Origin of the sequence: Skermania sp. ID1734 (assembly GCF_007489285.1) — a bacterium.
GTDB lineage: Bacteria > Actinomycetota > Actinomycetes > Mycobacteriales > Mycobacteriaceae > ID1734.
In genome coordinates this window covers 137,408-155,894 of record NZ_VLIY01000012.1, presented here as the reverse complement: position 1 = coordinate 155,894, position 18,487 = coordinate 137,408, and the positions used below count along the sequence as shown (strand labels likewise).

Annotated in this window: 18 protein-coding genes and 1 riboswitch; of the genes, 12 read left to right on the top strand and 6 right to left on the bottom strand. The window is 66.6% G+C overall.

Annotated features, from left to right (window positions below; translation table 11 throughout):
* The first annotated feature begins 6 nt into the window (after window positions 1-6).
* Entirely contained in the window at window positions 7-1,668 is a 1,662-nt protein-coding gene (locus FOS14_RS16365; RefSeq protein ID WP_143771865.1) for an MFS transporter, read from the top strand.
* Window positions 1,665-2,162 (top strand): DUF2771 domain-containing protein, encoded by a 498-nt coding sequence (locus FOS14_RS16360; RefSeq protein WP_143771864.1) that lies wholly within the window; start codon window positions 1,665-1,667, stop codon window positions 2,160-2,162. Before FOS14_RS16365 ends, FOS14_RS16360 begins: the two co-directional genes overlap by 4 nt.
* A 4-nt stretch (window positions 2,163-2,166) precedes the next feature.
* Here the strand turns inward: FOS14_RS16360 and FOS14_RS16355 are convergent, their stop codons facing one another.
* A complete protein-coding gene (locus tag FOS14_RS16355; RefSeq protein ID WP_143771918.1) occupies window positions 2,167-2,580 on the bottom strand; it encodes a cold-shock protein in 414 nt (137 codons plus the stop codon).
* 131 nt (window positions 2,581-2,711) lie between these two features.
* On the opposite strand from FOS14_RS16355, the gene FOS14_RS16350 reads away from it, so the two are divergent.
* The 3 genes from FOS14_RS16350 to FOS14_RS16340 all read left to right on the top strand — a co-directional run bounded on the left by FOS14_RS16350 (window position 2,712) and on the right by FOS14_RS16340 (window position 4,465).
* Window positions 2,712-2,924 (top strand): hypothetical protein, encoded by a 213-nt coding sequence (locus FOS14_RS16350; protein WP_143771863.1) that lies wholly within the window; start codon window positions 2,712-2,714, stop codon window positions 2,922-2,924.
* Window positions 2,925-2,949: 25 nt separating this feature from the next.
* The gene (locus FOS14_RS16345; protein ID WP_143771862.1) at window positions 2,950-3,345 is read left to right on the top strand and encodes a YccF domain-containing protein; all 396 of its coding nucleotides are present in this window, start codon (window positions 2,950-2,952) and stop codon (window positions 3,343-3,345) included.
* A gap of 261 nt (window positions 3,346-3,606) precedes the next feature.
* Window positions 3,607-3,814, top strand: a riboswitch (cyclic di-AMP (ydaO/yuaA leader).
* Between the two features lie 9 nt (window positions 3,815-3,823).
* A complete protein-coding gene (locus FOS14_RS16340; protein WP_143771861.1) occupies window positions 3,824-4,465 on the top strand; it encodes a transglycosylase family protein in 642 nt (213 codons plus the stop codon).
* Window positions 4,466-4,544: 79 nt separating this feature from the next.
* Here the strand turns inward: FOS14_RS16340 and FOS14_RS16335 are convergent, their stop codons facing one another.
* Window positions 4,545-4,733 carry a hypothetical protein gene (locus tag FOS14_RS16335; protein WP_143771860.1) on the bottom strand — a complete coding sequence of 63 codons (189 nt, stop codon included), beginning with the start codon at window positions 4,731-4,733 and terminating at the stop codon, window positions 4,545-4,547.
* 295 nt (window positions 4,734-5,028) lie between these two features.
* Here FOS14_RS16335 and FOS14_RS16330 point away from each other — a divergent pair, with 295 nt between their 5' ends.
* The 3 genes from FOS14_RS16330 to FOS14_RS16320 all read left to right on the top strand — a co-directional run bounded on the left by FOS14_RS16330 (window position 5,029) and on the right by FOS14_RS16320 (window position 10,086).
* Complete coding sequence (locus FOS14_RS16330; protein ID WP_143771859.1) at window positions 5,029-5,934, top strand: phosphatase PAP2 family protein; 906 nt, start codon at window positions 5,029-5,031, stop codon at window positions 5,932-5,934.
* A 104-nt stretch (window positions 5,935-6,038) separates the two neighbouring features.
* Window positions 6,039-8,312: a helicase-associated domain-containing protein gene (locus FOS14_RS16325; protein WP_143771858.1), complete on the top strand. Its 2,274-nt coding sequence runs from the start codon at window positions 6,039-6,041 to the stop codon at window positions 8,310-8,312.
* Window positions 8,313-8,418: 106 nt separating this feature from the next.
* Window positions 8,419-10,086: a DNA repair helicase XPB gene (locus tag FOS14_RS16320; protein WP_143771857.1), complete on the top strand. Its 1,668-nt coding sequence runs from the start codon at window positions 8,419-8,421 to the stop codon at window positions 10,084-10,086.
* A 73-nt stretch (window positions 10,087-10,159) separates the two neighbouring features.
* On the opposite strand, the gene FOS14_RS16315 is transcribed toward FOS14_RS16320, so the two are convergent.
* Window positions 10,160-10,957 carry a helix-turn-helix transcriptional regulator gene (locus FOS14_RS16315; protein WP_143771856.1) on the bottom strand — a complete coding sequence of 266 codons (798 nt, stop codon included), beginning with the start codon at window positions 10,955-10,957 and terminating at the stop codon, window positions 10,160-10,162.
* 64 nt (window positions 10,958-11,021) lie between these two features.
* Here FOS14_RS16315 and FOS14_RS16310 point away from each other — a divergent pair, with 64 nt between their 5' ends.
* Window positions 11,022-12,425: an MFS transporter gene (locus tag FOS14_RS16310; RefSeq protein ID WP_143771855.1), complete on the top strand. Its 1,404-nt coding sequence runs from the start codon at window positions 11,022-11,024 to the stop codon at window positions 12,423-12,425.
* Here FOS14_RS16310 and FOS14_RS16305 read toward each other — a convergent pair.
* The gene (locus tag FOS14_RS16305; protein ID WP_143771854.1) at window positions 12,408-14,051 is read right to left on the bottom strand and encodes an alpha/beta-hydrolase family protein; all 1,644 of its coding nucleotides are present in this window, start codon (window positions 14,049-14,051) and stop codon (window positions 12,408-12,410) included. The genes FOS14_RS16310 and FOS14_RS16305 overlap by 18 nt on opposite strands.
* Window positions 14,052-14,167: 116 nt before the next feature.
* On the opposite strand from FOS14_RS16305, the gene FOS14_RS16300 reads away from it, so the two are divergent.
* Complete coding sequence (locus FOS14_RS16300) at window positions 14,168-14,875, top strand: CPBP family intramembrane glutamic endopeptidase (RefSeq protein ID WP_255450387.1); 708 nt, start codon at window positions 14,168-14,170, stop codon at window positions 14,873-14,875.
* 1 nt (window position 14,876) lies between these two features.
* Here the strand turns inward: FOS14_RS16300 and FOS14_RS16295 are convergent, their stop codons facing one another.
* Window positions 14,877-15,713, bottom strand: a complete 837-nt coding sequence (locus tag FOS14_RS16295) for a hypothetical protein (protein ID WP_143771853.1) — start codon at window positions 15,711-15,713, stop codon at window positions 14,877-14,879.
* 37 nt (window positions 15,714-15,750) lie between these two features.
* Between FOS14_RS16295 and FOS14_RS16290 the strand changes: the two genes are divergently transcribed.
* Entirely contained in the window at window positions 15,751-16,656 is a 906-nt protein-coding gene (locus FOS14_RS16290; RefSeq protein ID WP_143771852.1) for a sigma-70 family RNA polymerase sigma factor, read from the top strand.
* Here FOS14_RS16290 and FOS14_RS16285 read toward each other — a convergent pair.
* Complete coding sequence (locus FOS14_RS16285) at window positions 16,643-17,224, bottom strand: carboxymuconolactone decarboxylase family protein (protein ID WP_143771851.1); 582 nt, start codon at window positions 17,222-17,224, stop codon at window positions 16,643-16,645. The genes FOS14_RS16290 and FOS14_RS16285 overlap by 14 nt on opposite strands.
* 88 nt (window positions 17,225-17,312) lie before the next feature.
* Between FOS14_RS16285 and FOS14_RS16280 the strand changes: the two genes are divergently transcribed.
* Window positions 17,313-18,482 (top strand): pyridoxal phosphate-dependent aminotransferase, encoded by a 1,170-nt coding sequence (locus tag FOS14_RS16280; protein WP_143771850.1) that lies wholly within the window; start codon window positions 17,313-17,315, stop codon window positions 18,480-18,482.
* The last annotated feature ends 5 nt before the right edge of the window (window positions 18,483-18,487 follow it).

Genomic DNA, 18,487 nt, shown 5'->3' with positions numbered 1-18,487 from the left:
TGAGGAGTGACCGATTCCCGTGACTCCGCCGCCGGCCCCCGTGGCTGGGGTGAAAGTCGCGACGAAAACGCCGACGCCACGGCGCATCCCGGCTACCACAACTACCCGCCGAGCAATACCGGACGGGGCCACATCCCGACGCGGCGCGAGCCGCTGCCTCCGCTGCACCCGGTTTCCCGCGACCGCGCGTCGGAATCCGAACGCGATACCGACCAGCGCAATGAGCGGCAGCGACGGCCCCACAAGCTGACCGTCACCCGGGTCGCGGCCATGCGAAGCCGGGAGCTCACCGGCCGCGGCATCGCCACCTTTCAGCGGGCAGCGAAGGCCGACGGCGCGGACAAGTCGGGGCTGACCGCGCTCACCTATGCGGTGATGGCCAACTTCGCCACCGACGCCTCGATCGCCGTGGCGCTGGCCAACACACTGTTCTTTTCCGCGGCCACGGGCGAGAGCAAAACCAAGGTGGCGCTGTATCTGCTGATCACCATCGCCCCGTTCGCGGTCATCGCGCCGCTCATCGGCCCGCTGCTCGATCGACTCCAGCATGGCCGCCGACTGGCGCTGGCCGCGTCGTTTGCGCTGCGCGCCGGGCTGGCCGTGGTGCTGATCATGAACTTCAACAGTTGGGTCCTCTACCCGGCCGCGCTGGGCATGATGGTGCTGAGCAAATCGTTCTCGGTGCTCAAGAGCGCGGTCACACCGCGGGTGCTGCCGCCCGAGATCGACCTGGTCCGGGTGAATTCCCGGCTCACCGTCTTCGGCTTGGTGGGCGGCACGATGGGCGCCGGCGCCGTCGCGGCGGCCGCGGCCTGGGCGGCTGGATCGACCGGTGCCCTCGTTTTCACCGTGGTGCTCACCATCGGCGGCACGTGGCTGTGCCTGCGCATCCCGTCGTGGGTCGAGGTGACCGAGGGCGAGGTCCCGGCAACCCTGACCTACCGCCGGGCGACTAAGGCCGAAAGGGGGCGGTCGGGCAAACGCCGACAGCCGCTGGGCCGCGCGGTGGTCACCGGCCTGTGGGGAAACAGCACCATCCGTGTGCTTACCGGCTTCCTGACGCTGTTCGTCGCGTTCGTCGCGAAGGCCCAGACCGAGCACCGACCGGTGATGCAGGCGGCCATGCTCGGCTTCGTGGGCGCTGCGGCGGCGATCGGAAACTTCGCCGGCAATGCGGCCGGGGCGCGGCTCAAGCTCGGGCGGCCGGCACTGATCGTGCTGCGCTGCACCGTCGCTGTCACCGCCGTGACCGTGGTCGCAGCAGTTCTGGGCGACCTCGTCATGGCGGCAGTCGCCACCCTCGTCGCCGCCGGAGCCAGCGCGCTGGCCAAGGTATCCCTGGACGCCTCGCTGCAACATGATTTGCCGGAAGAATCCATCGCGTCCGGATTCGGACGATCTGAAACCGTGCTGCAGCTCAGTTGGGTCATCGGCGGCGCGCTCGGCGTGCTGTTGCCGACCGAATACTGGATCGGCTTCAGCGTGGTCGCCGTCCTGCTGGCTTTGGGAACCGCCCAAACGATCTTGACGTACCGTGGGCACTCGTTGCTGCCGGGTCTCGGCGGTAACCGGCCGGTGCATGCCGAACAAGAGGTTCCCACGTCGGCGGCGCCCCCGGGTCCCTACGCCACTGACGTTCATCAAGCGACAGGAAACATCGGTCAGTGAAACTGCCGTTCGCCATCTCGCGGCGCCTTGCCGCGCTCGCCGCCGCCCTCTTCGTCGTCGCCGTCGCGTTCATCGTCGTGATGGTGGTGATCATCCGGGGCGCGAAGCCGCCGCTGCCGCAGATCACCGCCTACGCGCACGGCAAGGCGATCACGGTCAGTCCCTATCAGTACTGCACGTTCAATCTCGCCGATTGCAAACAGGGTTCGATCGCGCAGCTCGACGTGCCGGCGGGCTACCCATTGCAGCTGTCGCTGCCGTCGGAGATCTCGAAGGCTCCCTGGCGGATCATCATGTCCTACGTCCGCCCGGACGGCGCCATGATCATCAAGGAGCGCTACTACGCCAGTAACGAGGCCTCGGCGGTGACCGTCGAGTCCGACACCAACCCCGCCTGGCAGCTCGCCGGCGTGGAGATCCAGATCCCCTCGGCCGTTGTCGACGAATCCGGGATCCCCCGAGTCCGCGGGATCTGGTCGATCAAGACGGCCTGAGGCCCTACTTGTCGAGTTCGCGTGCGACGGCGCGGACCACTTCGGAGATGCGCTGGGCCGTCTTGCGGTCCGGGTACTTGCCCTTACGCAGGTCCGGCTGAACCTTGGCCTCGAGCAGCGTGATCATGTCCTCGACCATGCCGTGCAACTCGTCCGGAGTGTGCCGACGGGCGGCAGCCTCCTTGTTGCGCGCGACGTTCTGCCGCACCGAAGGGGTGGGTTCGAGGACCTTGAGGCTCAGCGCCTGCGGGCCGCGGCGACCGGCGGCCATGCCGAACTCGACCCGCTGACCAGGCTTGAGTGTCTCGACACCCTGCGGCAACGCCGAGGACCGAACGTAGACGTCCTCACCCTCGTCCTGGGACAGGAATCCGAAGCCCTTTTCGACGTCGTACCACTTCACCTTGCCGGTTGGCACTGCGCTCACCCGTTCGTGTCTCGTGCTCGTATGTAAGCAAACGAACGCGCCCCGCCTCGGGTGCAGGACGCGAATAGTGAAAGTCTACCCCGCGTACCCGGACCCGGGCATCGTGGTTTTACGGTGGGGCCGTGAACGACAGACCACGCCGCAGCCAGTTTCCGCTCCTGGTGGCCGTCGGCCTTTTCGCCGTCGGACTCGCGGCCATCGCGACCGTATTTCTCGTGCCGCTCTGCACTGGAACCGACGCGTGGCTCGGCGTGTATTTCGCAACGCTCGCCGCTCCGGCAGGATTGTTTCTAGGGTTCGTATTCGCCTTGTGGTCCGGCCGGCGAGCCCGCTGATCGCGACAAGCTGGGGAGGGTCGGCATGCGCCTCGTTCTGAACATCATCTGGCTGATCTTCGGCGGGCTCTGGTTGGCGCTGGGCTACTTCCTCGCCGCCCTGGTCTGCTTCATTTTGATCATCACCATCCCGTTCGGTTTCGCGGCGTTCCGCATCGGGCTGTACGCGCTGTGGCCGTTCGGCAAGACCGTCGTGGAGAAGCCGACCGCCGGCGCCGGCGCGTTGATCGGCAACATCATCTGGCTGATCATCGCCGGCATCTGGCTGGCGATCGGGCATCTGGTCACCGCGTTCGCCATGGCAATAACGATCATCGGAATACCGCTCGCACTCGCGAATCTGAAGATGATTCCGGTCTCACTCATGCCGTTGGGCAAGGAAATCGTCGACTCGGACACCGCTGGCAGTCCAGGTTGGTGATCGGGGTCCGACACCCATTCCGTTACTTGTGATGTTCATCACATAACGAACGGATAACGGCGGAGCCAAATTTTCGTCCGACGCGCGACACGCCGTATCTAGCTGCGATTTGGCGATTACCCCTGACATGCGACAGCGCTGTCGTGTAGGCCCGCGGGCCGGTTATCAAATGGTGATTTTTGCCGCGTGGCAAAGTACGGTCTTCAACGGCCGGAAAGTTCGGCCGACCTCCAGCCCGCCGCGCCAAGCCTCGTCCCGCGGACTCGTGAGGTGCCAGCCCAGATCGAGGGACGAGGACGGGGGACCCACGTTCCCCCCGGACGACGAGAGGAAGGCCACATGATCGCTGTGATTGCATCGATTCGCCCCGGCCCCTCTCTTGGGGTGAAGCCGACGCCAAGCGCGACGGCCGGGCTACCTCTCTGCCCGAACCCGACAGCTGACCTCGTAGGCGCGTAGGAGAGGAAATATCCAAGTCATGAGCGGACGTCATCGCAAGCCGACCACCACCGGCCGTACTGTGGCCAAGGTCGCTGTCACGGGAACCATCATCGGAACGGCGGGCGTAGCGTTCGCCGGCACCGCCAACGCCGCCCCGAACTCCGATTGGGACCGTCTCGCCCAGTGCGAATCCGGCGGCAACTGGGGCATCAACACCGGCAACGGTTACCAGGGCGGTCTGCAGTTCTCCCCGAGCACCTGGCGCGCCAACGGCGGCGGCCAGTACGCCGCCACAGCCAACCAGGCCACCCGCGAACAGCAGATCGCGGTCGCCGAAAACGTGCTCGCCAGCCAGGGCTGGGGCGCGTGGCCCTCGTGCTCGTCGAGCCTCGGCCTGAGCAGCGGCCCGACCCTGCGCACCGCGCCGACCGGCCCGAGCGAGCAGCAGCAGCATTGGACACCCGCGCCGGTGGCTCCGAAGAGCCAGTCGGTCCAGGCCGACGGCAGCGACCAGGTCTTCCAGAGCGTCGACCGCTCGATCGCCAAGGTCGAGCAGCAGGGCGGGGTCCAGGTTCCGGACCAGCTGATGACCGAGTACAACCGCGCCAAGGACTCGGTGAAGCTCGATCCGCGAATCGTCCAGTTCTACGAGGCCAACAAGGGTCTGCTGCCCTTCTGAAAGCCAACGTGAAAGGCCCCCATCCGATTGGATGGGGGCCGTTCACGTACGGCTGCCGATCGGTTCGGCGCAGCGATGACTAGGTATTGATCACCGTGTGCGGATGCAGGTACGGCAGCTTACTGGCCGGCAACGGGAACTCGGTGTCCTCGCCGAACGGCGACAAGCCACCGGAGCGCGACGAGGAAAGTTCCGTCACGGCCTCTTCACCATCGGGCAGCTTCGGCCAACCCGGATCGACATACGGCTTCTTCGATTTGTTCACCACGTGCCTATTTTGACATTGCCGCCCGGGTTGCGCATCGACTTGGGGGGTGTTCGATAACCGGCGGTGTGCTGTCGGGGGCGATAATGGCAGGTAGGTCGTCACAAGGGAGGGTGTCGTCGAATGCTGCCGACCATCGCGTTTCCCGTGCCCACCAATGGCGATCCCATCGCGTGGCTGAGATGGTTCGAGTGGACCTATGGTCGCTACCTCGTGTGTCCCACGTGCATGCACTCGATGTAGACACGCTGGTGGGGATTCACAGGTTTTGTTAATACTGACGTCCGAGACTTGACCGGTGCCAGACAATTCACTGTCGCCGGGCGGCCTCATCGACCAGTTCCGGGATCATCTGATCCCGGAGATTCGCTCTGAAGCCGCGACTGCGGAAATTGCGCTGTGGGTGCTGTCGCTATGCGGCGCGCTCCTGATCGTCTCCGCGTTCGCGCTGTTGCGTAACCATCGCGCTAACGAGGCCAGTAAGGCCGCCGAGTATGGGTGGCGGGTCGTGCAGGTCGTCGCGCTGGTGGTCGCGTACCTCCAGGTGGCGTTCCAGGTGGCCAGATCGGGCTGGCTGACCCACGCCGACAAGGCCGTGCTGAATTGGTTCGTCGAACACCGGTCCGGGTTCTGGACAGTGGTGGCCAAGACGATCACAGACGTCGGCAGCCCGGCCGGCGTCGCGATCATCGGAATCGGCGCGGCTTGTTACGTGAGCTGGCGGCGGCGCGCCATCGTTCCGGGCCTGCTGCTCGTGGGCACGATCGGTATTGCCGCGACCGCAAGCACAGTCACCAAGGTGGTCGTCGGCCGGCACCGGCCACCCGCGATCACCCAGTTGATCAGCGAAACCGACTTCTCCTTCCCGTCCGGACACGTCACCGGCACGACCGCACTGGTCGGCGCCATCGTGCTGGTCTACGGCGCGGACCGGAGCGGGCGTTGGCGCTGGACGGGGATGGTGCTGTCGGTGGTCCCGGTCGTCATCGTGGCCTCGACCCGGCTGTACCTCGGCGTGCACTGGTTCACCGATGTTGTGGGCGGGGCCCTGCTGGGCAGCACGGCGGTGGCGATCGGCGCACTGGTTGCCGTTGTGATCGCGCCGATGCTGGGACTCTCGCCGAAAGTGTCGGCGGGCGAGCGTCGGGAGCTGGATTCGCGCCCTGTCACCCAGACCGCCACGGAACCGACAAAACTGACATGATGTGACGGGATTCCGCCGCTAGGCCCGAGTCGTGTTGGATCAGTTGCGCGGGCCCACGCGCGGTCGAAGCGCTTGTCGGGGCGACTCTCTAGTGTGGATAGACGATGACCGCGACCGATCGCACCACCGCGCACGACGAGCTTGCCGAGTGGCTCTCGTCGCGTTCGGACGAGCAACTCGTGGAGCTGCTTCGGCTGCGACCGGATCTCAGCGTCCCGGTGCCGAGTTCGATGGCCGTGCTCGCGGCGCGCGCGGAATACCGCAGCTCGGTTCTGCGCGCGGCCGACGACCTGAGTTCGCTCGCGCTCACTATCGTCGAACTGCTCGCTCTCGAAGGCGCCGCCACCGAACCCGTTGCCCGCCGCCGGATTGTCGAGTTGATCGGCGAACGCGCGTCGGCACACCACGTCGACGCTGCCTTCGACCAACTGCGCGACCGGGTGCTCGTGTGGGGCGACGACGAGCTGCATCTGGTGCCCGCTGCGGCCAGTGCCGTGCCGTGGCCGCTTGGACGCTCGCTCGATATCGCCGAACCACGCACCGAAGCGGAGATCGCCGCGGCACTCGATCACGTCTCCCCCGCCGAACGGTCGCTGCTCGAGCATCTGTCCAGCACCGTTCCCATCGGCCGCACCCGCGATGCCGCGCCGGACACACCGGCCGATCGCCCGGTGCAGCGCTTGCTCTCCCTGGGACTGCTCGATTGGGTGGACGAACAGACCGTTCGGCTGCCGCACGAGGTCGGTCAGCTGCTGCGCGGGGAACCCCTCAGCGACCCCGCTTCCCTGACGCCGCCGGAGCTGCGCACGGTCAAACGCAAGCGCGACGAGGTCAATGCCGCGGCGGCGGGCGAGGCGCTCGAACTGATCCGGCATTGCGAGGAAGTGGTCATGCTGCTCGGCGACGCGCCGGCGCCGGTGCTACGGGCCGGCGGCATGGGCGTGCGCGAGTTGCGCCGTATCGCCAAGCGGATGGATCTCACCGAAGAGCGCGTGAGCCTGCTCGTGGAACTGCTCGCCGGCGCTGGATTGTTGGCCAGCGGGCATCCGGAGCCCGCGCCGACCGTCGACGACCAATATTGGGCACCCACCCAGGCCGCGGATGCCTGGATCGATGCCCCGACCGCGCACCGATGGGACCTCCTCGCACGCACGTGGCTGCAGCTTCCGCGGCGACCCTGGCTGATCGGTAAGCGCGATCCCAGCGACAAACCGATCGCCGCGTTGTCCGAGGAGGTGCGCAGCGCCGCCGCACCACGCGACCGGGAACTGGTTCTATCGATCCTTGCCGAGCTCGCTAGCGGCGAGGCCGCCGATGCCGCTGAGGTCGCCCGGATGGTGGCGTGGCGGCGGCCGCGCCAGGCCGGTCGGCTCGGGCGGCAGTTTGTCGAACACACCTTCGCCGAGGCAACCGCGGTCGGCATTCTGGGCCGCGGCGCCTTGAGTTCACCGGGTCGTGCCCTGTTGCACGGCGGTGACGCGGACGCCGAAATGGCGGCTGCGCTGCCGGTTCCGTTGGACTACGTGCTCGTGCAGGCCGATCTCACCGTCGTCGCGCCCGGGCCGCTGACCACCGACCTGCAGCAACGGATCTCGCTGCTCGCCGACGTCGAGTCCGCCGGTGGCGCAACGGTTTACCGGATCAGCGAGACGAGCGTGCGGCGCGGCTTGGATTCCGGCATGACCGCGGCCGACGCCCATGCGCTGTTTGCGAATCACTCGCGCACGCCGATCCCGCAATCGCTGACCTACCTGATCGACGATGTGGCCCGCCGGCACGGCCGGTTGCGCGCTGGAGTCGCGCAGGCGTTCATCCGCTGCGACGATCCGGTCTTGCTGGCCCAAGTGGTGAACTCGGCCGTGGCCGAGCCGCTTGTGTTGCGGTCGCTCGCGCCCACCGTGGCCATTTCCCAGGCCCCGCTCGCGGAAGTGCTCGCGCGGTTGCGCGATGCCGGGTTCGCACCGGCGGGCGAGGATTCTTCCGGCGCAATCGTCAACCTGCGACCGAATCCCTCGCGAATCATTGTGCGTCGGCCGCGCCCACAGCTGCGCATGCCTGGTCTCGCGACAATGGAACAGCTGGAAAACATGGTGATCGAGCTGCGAGCCCGCGAACGTGCCGCGCAAGTGAATGTGGCCGGGGTGCGGTCCGACGGTACGCGGGCGTCGGCGGCCGCAACGATCGCGGTGCTGCAGTTGGCGGCACGGGTGCAGCGCAGCGTGCGAATCAGCTATGTGGATGCCCAGGGCACCGCGATCCAGCGGATCGTCGATCCCGTGCGGGTGGGCGGTGGAGTTCTCGAGGCGCTCGACCCGGCGACCGGAGCGATGCGCCAATTCACGCTGCACCGGATCGGGTCGGTGTCGTTGTTGGATTGAGCAGTCGGACCCGGCAGGCAGAATGGGGGCATGCATAGCCGAAGGCGAGCGCGAGTGAGGATCGCAGCGCCAAAGGCGCGAGGACCGGAGCGAGTGGGAGCCGAGCATGAATAACGGACCGCTGATCGTCCAGTCCGACAAGACGCTGCTGCTCGAGATCGACCACGACCTCGCCGGCGCCGCCCGCTCGGCCATCGCGCCGTTCGCCGAACTCGAGCGCGCGCCCGAGCACGTGCACACCTACCGCATCACGCCGCTGGCGCTGTGGAACGCGCGCGCGGCCGGACATGACGCCGAGCAGGTGGTCGACGCGCTGGTGACGTACTCCCGCTTCGCGGTGCCGCAGCCGCTGCTGGTGGACATCGTCGACACGATGAGCCGCTACGGACGGCTGCAGCTGGTGAAGAATCCGGCGCACGGTTTGACGTTGGTGAGCCTGGACCGCGCGGTGCTCGAGGAGGTCCTGCGCAACAAGAAGGTCAACCCGATGCTGGGCGCGCGCATCGACGACGACACGGTGCTGGTCCACCCGTCGGAGCGCGGCCGACTCAAGCAGATGCTGCTGAAGATCGGCTGGCCGGCCGAGGACCTGGCCGGGTATGTCGACGGCGAGGCACATCCGATCGAACTCGACTTCGCCAGCCACCCATGGCATCTGCGCGACTACCAGGAGATGGCGGCAGATTCGTTCTGGGACGGCGGTTCCGGCGTCGTCGTGTTGCCGTGTGGCGCCGGCAAGACCATGGTCGGCGCGGCCGCGATGGCCAAGGCCAAGGCCACCACGCTTATCCTGGTCACCAACACCGTCGCGGGCCGGCAGTGGAAACGCGAGCTGCTGGCCCGAACATCGTTGACGGAGAACGAAATCGGTGAATACTCCGGCGAGCGCAAGGAGATCCGGCCGGTCACCATCGCGACCTACCAGGTGATCACCCGGCGCACCAAGGGCGAGTACCGGCACCTGGAGCTTTTCGATTCCCGCGACTGGGGTTTGGTGATCTACGACGAGGTGCACCTGCTGCCCGCGCCGGTGTTCCGGATGACCGCGGACCTGCAGTCGCGCCGCCGCCTCGGCCTGACGGCCACCCTCGTGCGGGAGGACGGCCGTGAGGGTGACGTCTTCTCCTTGATCGGGCCCAAGCGCTACGACGCGCCGTGGAAAGACATTGAGGCGCAGGGCTGGATCGCGCCCGCCGAATGCATCGAGGTTCGGGTCACGCTCACCGATGCCGAGCGAATGACCTATGCCACCGCCGAGCCCGAGGAGCGCTACAAGCTGTGCTCGACCGCGCACACCAAGATCGCGGTGGTGAAGTCGATCCTGGCCCGGCATGCCGACGCGCCGGCGCTGGTGATCGGCGCCTATCTCGAGCAACTCGACGAGCTGGGCGAGGCGTTGAACGCGCCGGTGATCCAGGGCTCGACCAAAACCAGAGAACGCGAAGAGCTTTTCGACGCGTTCCGGCGCGGGGAGATTCCGGTACTGGTGGTCAGCAAGGTGGCCAACTTCTCCATCGACCTACCGGAAGCCTCTGTGGCGGTGCAGGTTTCGGGCACATTCGGATCTCGTCAAGAGGAAGCGCAGCGGCTCGGCCGCTTGCTGCGACCCAAACATGATGGCGGACAGGCACACTTCTATTCGGTGGTCGCCCGCGACACCCTCGACGCCGAGTACGCCGCGCATCGCCAGCGCTTCCTTGCCGAGCAGGGTTACGCGTACCGAATCACCGACGCGGATGATTTACTCGGCCCGACGATCGGGCAGGCCGAGTAGCCATCGCCGCGGCGGCTAGCGACCATGACTTAGGTGTTTTCGACGCGTATCGGCCGATTTGCGTCGAAAACACCTATATCGATCCAGCCCACCCGCCGCGCCTCAACGCCAAAGACTCCAACGGAAGAATTTCCCGAAGCTTCAATTCGCCGTTATCCGTGAGAGTTACGGCCCGGCTGCGGGTGTTTCGCCGGATCCAGCCGGCCGATTCCATGCTGGTCAGCAGCGCGGCCCCGAGCGCGCCAGCCAAGTGGTGGCGTTGTTCGCTCCAATCCACACAGAACCGAAGCAACGGGCGGGTGCGCGAGTTGACGTTGGACAGTTCCACGCCTAGTTCGCCGAACACCGCGGCGCCGCGCGGCCCAATCCGGTACGGATGAAGCGACAGTTGCGCGGCAAACGGGTCGCCGTCGGCGCGCCGAGCGTCGCGCACACCGTCATGACGTTCCAGCGCTCCACAATCAATGAGTGATTCGGTGACCGCGACGCCGAGTCGACCGGCAAGGTGGTCGTAACAGGTGCGCGCGCGGCGCAGCGCCGCGGCCCGCGTCGAATCCCGCAGGGAGCGAACGCGTTGCGCCGGTGCGACAACGGCCAAGGCTTCGACCGCGGCGGCCACGTGCTCGTTGGCCAGGCGGTAGTACCGGTGCCGCCCCGACTGTTGCACCGTGACCATGCCACCGGTGACCAGCCTGGACAGGTGCTCGCTCGTGGTGGAGGCGGCCACCCCCGCCTCGGCAGCCAGCACAGACGCCGGCAACGACCTGCCGTCGGTGAGCGCGAACACGATTCGCGCGCGAGTCTCATCGGCAAGCAACGCGGCCGCCGCTGCCACGTCGGCGACCCCGCGCACCTGCTCTTCGTCGGCCATGAGTCCAGTCTGCCGCCGACATACTTCGGCCAGCACCGAAACATTGCGGGGTGACCGTAGAACAATGAAGCCCACCTACGCCCATCCCGGCCGCGTCCTGACCATCATGTGCGCGGGCATGTTCCTGGTGTTGCTCGACGTCACCATCGTGAACGTTGCGCTGCCAGCCATCTCGGCACACCTGCGCACCGGCGTCTCGACGCTGCAGTGGGTGGTGGACGGCTACGCGGTCGCGATAGCGAGCCTGCTGCTCGCCAGCGGTGCGGCCGGGGATCGTCTCGGCCACCGCAGGGTGCTGTTGGCCGGTTTCGTGCTCTTCGGCATGGCATCGCTGCTGTGTGCGCTCGCTCCGTCCAGCGGCGTCCTGATCGGCGCTCGCGTGGTCCAGGGCGTCGGCGCGGCCCTGCTGCTGCCCAGCACCATGGCGGTGATCGCCGAGGCATATCCCGATCGCCGCGAGCAGGCCCGCGCCCTCGGCACGTGGGCGGCCGTCTCGTCGCTGGCATTGCCGCTCGGTCCGCTGTTGGGTGGGGTGCTCACGGCGACGCTCGGGTGGCGATTCGTCTTCTGGATCAACGTTCCGCTGACACTCGTGGCGGTCCTGGCCACTCTCATGGTCGTGAGCCCAGTGCCGGGCCGGCAGTCCGGACGGTTCGACTGGGCGGGTCTCATCGGTTTCGTCGTCGGACTGGCCGGACTTGTTTTCACGATCATCTCGGCTGGGCACGGCGCGTCGATGAGCGAATTGGTCTGTGCGGCCGCAGTTACCACGCTCGCGCTCGCCGGCGCAGGCCGCGCTGAGGCACGGGCGGCGGAACCCATCCTCCCGCTCGATTTGCTTCGCCGCCGAGCATTCCTGTGCCCGAATCTTGTTGCGCTGACGATGAATCTGGTGTTCAACGGCCTGTTGTTCGTCTCGATGCTGTATCTGCAAGATGTCCAACACTATTCGCCCGCTGCGGCCGGAGCCCTGGTGTTTCCCATCGCCGTTCCGCTCGTCGTGCTTGCCCCGATATCCGGAAAGCTCACCAGCAACTACGGTCCCCGGCTACCGATCCTCTTTGGGTGCGTGCTTGCCGCGGTGGGCGCGCTCGGCCTGACCGGCCTCGGCACGACTGACACAACCGGTTGGCTCATCGGCAGCTTCATCTTGCTGGGTTGCGGGGCGGGGCTGATCACGGCCGCGGTGGTGGCCGCCGTCATCCGCGCCACTCCGGCGGCGCGGTCGGGGCTGGCCACCGGAATGTCGAATACGGCGCGTCAGATCGGAACCGCAAGCGGTGTGGCAATTTTCGGTGCGATCGCGGGTTCACCACACGCAACGGGGTTTCTCGACGCGGTCCATACGTTGGCGATTCTCGCCGCCGTACTGTGGGTCGTCGCATTGGGCATCACCATGTTTGGCGTCACCACGACTAGATCGGCTCAACAAAAGCGGGACGACGACGATTCAACTGTGTTCGCCTAGCACCGCACGCAGTCGCTCGGTGTCGGCGACGCTCCACCCGGGCGGCTCCAGCACAGCAGCCCAAGCATTCGCCAGATCGGGTCCGAACACGTGGCCGTGACCGGCCGGAACATCAGTGGAGACCGCCATGTCCGCCGAAACCTGCAGGAAGGTGATCACCGGGTACCACTGCACGCTGCCCAACACGTCGTAACCGCGGGGCTCACGCAGCCAGTCCGGCTTACGGAAGGCCAAATCCGGCGTCCACCAGGTGATCGGGTCCGAGGCGTACTGGAGGTAAACGACTTTCGGCGTCGTCCATGGCTGCTGCGGCCGGTCCAGGTTGGCTGGTTGGGCGACAAACCGGGCGGTCTTGCCCTGCTGGTAGATCGGCAACCACTGCGGCGAATCCGATTCGCGGCGGTCGGTCAATTCATTCCAGAGGACGTTGAAGCTGGTGGGGCCGACGAACACGGCCCCGTCGGCGCGGGCCGACATGTCTTGCAGACTCGCGAACGCGGCCTCCCCGCCGAACGATCCGAGGCTCTCCCCGAACACGACTATCTTCGGCCGTTGCTGCTTCGGCTCCTGTTGGGCACGCTCCCAGACCGCGTCGAACAGCGCCCGGCCGGCATGCTGGGCGCGATCTTGGTCGACAAGAAAAGAGATCCAGCTCGGCAGATACGAGTACTGCATGCTGACGATCGCGGTGTTGCCGTTATTGACGTACTCCAGTGCGCTGGCGGTTCGTTCGTTGAGCCAGCCGGACCCGGTGGTCGTGGCGACCGCGATCACCGGACGTTTGAAGGCCCCCATTCGGTCCAATTCTGCAACGCCGATGGCGGCCTCCGCCTCCGGTGTGTCGGCCGAATCGAGGCCCACATATGCCCGGATCGGTTGCACCGCAGGGTGATGGTTGAACTCCGAAAGCTCCTTCGTCGTCGGCCCGCCAGCCACGAAGCGGCGACCTTGACGACCCAACGAATCCCAGCTCACCAGGGAGCCGGGGCCACCGGACTGCTCGGCAATGGCAGGGGCGGGCGAGTCGGCGTCGTGTTCGTCGTTCACCGCACTGAAGGTGTCGTTCAGTGCATTCATCGCGCCGCGGACCACCACACCGTTGAGCACGCCGATGGTCAGCGCCACCACGAGGGCAGCGGCTATCACGACACCGACGCGAGGGGGCACCACCCGAGCAATCTGGCGGCCCAGCCAGACCACCAGGGCCCACCACGCGCGGGCAAGGAAAAGAACCAACCCGAACACCACCAGCCCGACCAGCACCATGACCGGGTATGCCGACACTGGCAGGTCCTCGACACCCATGAGTCCGCGCAACTGGTGCTGCCAGGAGGCGAGCCAGCCGAGCATCGCCACCGTGCCCAGCACGCCGACGACAGCCAAGACGAGCCAGCAGACACGGATCAACCGCGCCGGCGGTGTTCGTTCGATCATCCAGCACACGATGGACCCGATGATCACGCCGACCGCATAGCCGATCAGGGCGGCTCCGCCGGAAACCACACCCTGAAACAGCGCGCTGCGCGGCAGCAACGTGGGCGTCAACGATAGCCAGACCGCTGCGACGGCGACTAGTGCGCCGGTGAAGTTCAGACCCCTACGCAACCGAACCTGGCCTTGCTCCATCGCTGGCCCCCTTAAACGGGCAAATCACCCTCCGAATTGTCCATTACTTCCTCCTCCGGCGCGGACGATCGGCGAATGTCGACGGTAACGTGTGTGGCGCGACACGCGAGATCGAGTTGACGACTGGCTACCGCGACCGGCGGTGGCTAGGTGGTCTGCGCGTCGGAGCCGCCGTCGCCTACGTCGCCGCGCTCAATCTGTTGGCGTTCGCCACCTCAGCCCCGATCCACGTCTACGTCGTACCAGTGGGCGCGCTAGTGCTCGTGTTCGCGGGGCACCTGACCGGATTGTCTTGGCGGGACATGGCAATCGGGTGGTCTGCCCGCGGTGCCGCCTACGCGTTGACCGCCGCCGCGGTGGTGGCAATCGGTGTTGCGGCCGCTCTGGCGCTGCCGCCGCTACGCGAATTTCTGCACAACGACCGCTACGACAATCTCGGGGCGGCGCTGCTCAGCGCATTCGTGATCATTCCGGTCGCGACGGTTCTCCCAGAGGAGCTGATCTTTCGGGGAGTTCTGCTCGGGAGCTGGCTGCGGGCGGCAAGCCCGGCGTGGTCGATCGCTTGTTCTGCAGTGGTTTTCGGTTTGTGGCACGTAACCAGCTCGTTGGGACTGGCCGCCGGCAATGCTGGGCTGTCGGCTCAGCTCGGCTCTGGGCGGACCGGACAAATACTCGGCGTGCTCGGCGCAGTTGCTGCCACGACCGTCGCCGGAGCGGTGTTCGGTTGGTTGCGCTGGCACGCGCGCAGCCTGCTGCCGTCGGTCGTATTGCATTGGGCCCTCAACGGTTTCGGGGCTATCGGCTCGGCCCTTGCGACCGGCTGACTTATTCGTCCTCGATCAGCGCGTCGAGGACGGTCCGCAGCTTGACCACCCGCTTCTGCCGGCGCTGAAACTCCGCGTCGGCCTCCGCTGCCTCGGCGGCGGCCGACTTCTGCGTTGACGTGGCAAACTTGCACTCCTGCTCGACTTGGTCGAGCTCGGCGCGCAGGCTGTTGATCCGATCCTCGAGATCTTGCAGCTTCGCGGCGGCTTCCTCGGCCTTGGTGCGTGCGGCCGTTGCCGCTTCCTCCGCGTCCCGCGCAGCGCGCTCCGCATCGGCGAGCTCGCGCTGAGCCGTCGCCACGAGGCCGTCCTCCGCCGCAGAGGCTTGCTCGTGCGGCGGCTCGTCCGCGACCGCCGCCAAGCCCGGCGATCCAAAGCCGCTGTAACTCAACGCCGTCACGAGTCGGCCGCGCTGAACCTGCTCGGCCACTTCTGGATCGGCAAGGGCCGCATGAAAGGTCTGCCCGATCTCACGGAGCGCACCCTCGCTCACCTCATGGCCGCGGCGCTCACCCAATTGAGTTGCCTTGCGCGCCAACGCCCTGACCACCTGCTGCCGCTGCACTGTCAGCTCGCGCAACTGGTCGCCGGAGAGGTGCCGCTGCGCGTCGCGCAGAGCACCGCCCAACTGCAACAGCGCGGCAACGTCCTTCGGGTATTCGCGCGCGATCAGGTTGATCAGCCACGCCACCACGGTCGGCTTACGCAGCTTGCCGATCGCTGTGGCCAGCTGCCGATCACCCGCGCCGCGGGCCTCGGCGACCTTCGCCGAACGGGCCGCGACGAACTCCGATGGGTCGAGCCCATAGAGCTCGTCGGCGACAGCATCAAGGTCCATACGTCCATCTTCGCGCGCAAACGTAGAATTTCCGACCATGGTGGCGATCGTCGCGGAAGACTTCGAAACACACCGACCACACCTGCTCGCCGTTGGCTATCGATTGACCGGAAGCGTGACCGACGCCGAGGACGCCGTCCAGGAAGCGTGGCTGCGCCTGTCGAACTCGGCGGCAGAGGAAATCCGGGATCTGCGGGCGTGGCTCACCACGGTGGTCGGACGGATTTGCCTGGACCGGTTACGGTCGGCAGCGGTCCGCAGGGAAAGCTATGTCGGTCAATGGCTCCCGGAACCGTTTGTCACTCCACTCACCGGACCGCCCACTCCCGACCCGCTCGATTCTGTTGTGCAGCAGGAGGATAGTCGGTTCGCCGCCATGGTCGTGCTCGACAGCCTCTCTCCCCCACAGCGAGTCGCGTTCGTGCTACACGACGCATTCGACGTGCCGTTCGACGAGATCGCCCAAATACTCGACATCTCAGTGCAATCGGCACGACAGCTCGCCTCGCGTGCACGCCGGACAGTAGCGAGCACGCCGCCGCCCGTCGACGCCGCCGAACACGAGCAGGCCATCGCCGCGCTCATGACGGCCATGGCAAACGGCGACATCAACGCGGTCGTGGCGGCGCTGGACCCGGACGCGGTCATGATCGGCGATGCAGGTGGTACCACCCGCACTGCCGTGAACGTCGTGCACGGCGCGGACAAGATCGCCCGCTTCCTGCTTGGCCTTATCCGAAAGTATGGCGAGGACCGACTGCAGGAGTACGTGCCGGTGCGTGTCAACGGGCAACTCGGCTTCTACACGCCTGGTTCACCTGGTGACGCGGACCACCCGCCGATGGCGCCGCGCGTCATGGCGTTGAGCGTGCGCGACGGAAAGGTGGTCGGCGCCTTCGACATTGCCAACCCGGCAAAGTTGCATGGGCTCAAGCTGGCTTGACGTCAGTTGCCCAGGGAACTCGGCACGCATCCGTGCTGAAGCCCTGCTCGGTGATGCCGAGCGCAGCGTTCGACCGGGCGCGCATGTTTTCCAGCGCGATGTGGTAGGTCAGCTCGACCACGCCCGCCTTGCCGAAGCGGCGCTCGAGGTCGGCCACCTGCTCGTCCGTCACCTCGATCGGGGTGGCGGTCATCGCGTCGGCGTAGGCGATGGCGGCGCGTTCGTCCTCGCTGTAGCGCGGCGACGTCCGGTAGTCGGCGATCTCGGTGAGCCGCTCGGTGTCCAGTCCGTCCAGGCGCTGCAGCATGGTGCCGAAGTCCACACACCAACTGCAGCCAACGGTCCACGCAACCCGGTAAACGGCAATCTCGCGCACGTTCGCGGGCAGTTGCTTCGAGCCCTTCTCCACGGCCAGTTCATGGCGGGCCGACGCCATGAACAACTTGGGGTGGTGCGCCAACACCGCGAACGGTTCGGGCACCTGCGCGTATCGACGGTTGGCGAACCAGTAGCCGACCCGGACCAGTGGGGAGGCCTCCTGCGGGGTGACGGCGGGTATGCGGGTCATTGTTAGCTCCTTTTCTGTGACAACCTGCTTGCTTTGGAGACGAGACAGCGCCCGCAAACGTGACGCGTAGTGGGTATGTTCGATCACCATGGGCACCGGAGACGCCGAACGCACGGTCGCTCGCCTGCGGCCGTTCGCTTCGACGATCTTCGCGGAGATGACCGAACTCGCCGTCGCCCACAATGCGGTGAACCTGGGCCAGGGCTTCCCGGACACCGACGGTCCGGCGCAGATGTTGGAGGTCGCGCGGCAGGCGATTGCCGACGGTCTCAACCAGTACCCGCCCGGTTCGGGCATGCCGGTGCTGCGGGAGGCGATCTCCCGCGATCGGGCCCGGCGCTACGGCCGCGAGTACGACCCCGATTCGCAGGTGCTGGTCACCGTCGGCGCCACCGAGGCGATCAGCGCCGCCCTGCTCGGGCTGGTCGAAGCCGGCGACGAGGTGGTGCTCATCGAGCCGTACTACGACTCCTATGCCGCTGCCGTCGCGATGGCCGGCGCCCAGCGCCGCACCGCACGACTGGTTCGCGACGGCGACGGGTTCGCGCTCGACCACGACAGCCTGCGGGCCGCGATCACACCACGCACCCGGATGTTGGTGCTCAATTCGCCACACAACCCGACCGGCGCGGTGCTGAGTGCGACCGACATCGAAACCGTCGCCGCGCTGGCGATCGAGCACGACCTGGTGGTGCTCAGTGACGAGGTCTACGAACATCTGGTATTCGACGGCCACCAACATCACTCCGTGTCCATGCTCCCTGGGATGTTCGAGCGCACGATCGTCGTCTCCAGTGCCGCAAAGACTTTCAGTGTCACCGGCTGGAAGACCGGCTGGGCGCTGGGGCCCGCAGACCTGATCGCCGCGGTTCGCACGGCCAAGCAGTTCATGACTTTTGTTGCGGGTGGGCCGTTTCAACCGGCTGTCGCGTATGCGCTCGACAATGAGCAGCAGTGGATTGCGGACAGCCGCAAGCAATTGCAGGCCAATCGGGATTTGCTCACCGCCGCGTTGCGCGGCCATGGCCTCGACGTACACCGCAGCGACGGAACGTATTTCCTGTGCGCCGACATCGTTGCCGCGAGCGCCGACGGGCTCGAATTCTGCCGCTGGCTACCTCAGCACATTGGCGTCGCCGCGGTACCGGTCAGCGTCTTCACAGACAACCCTGGTCCGTGGAAGTCGTTGGTGCGATTCGCGTTTTGCAAGCAGGAGCACGTATTGACCGAAGCAGTCCGCCGGCTTGCCCGGCTCTGAGACGC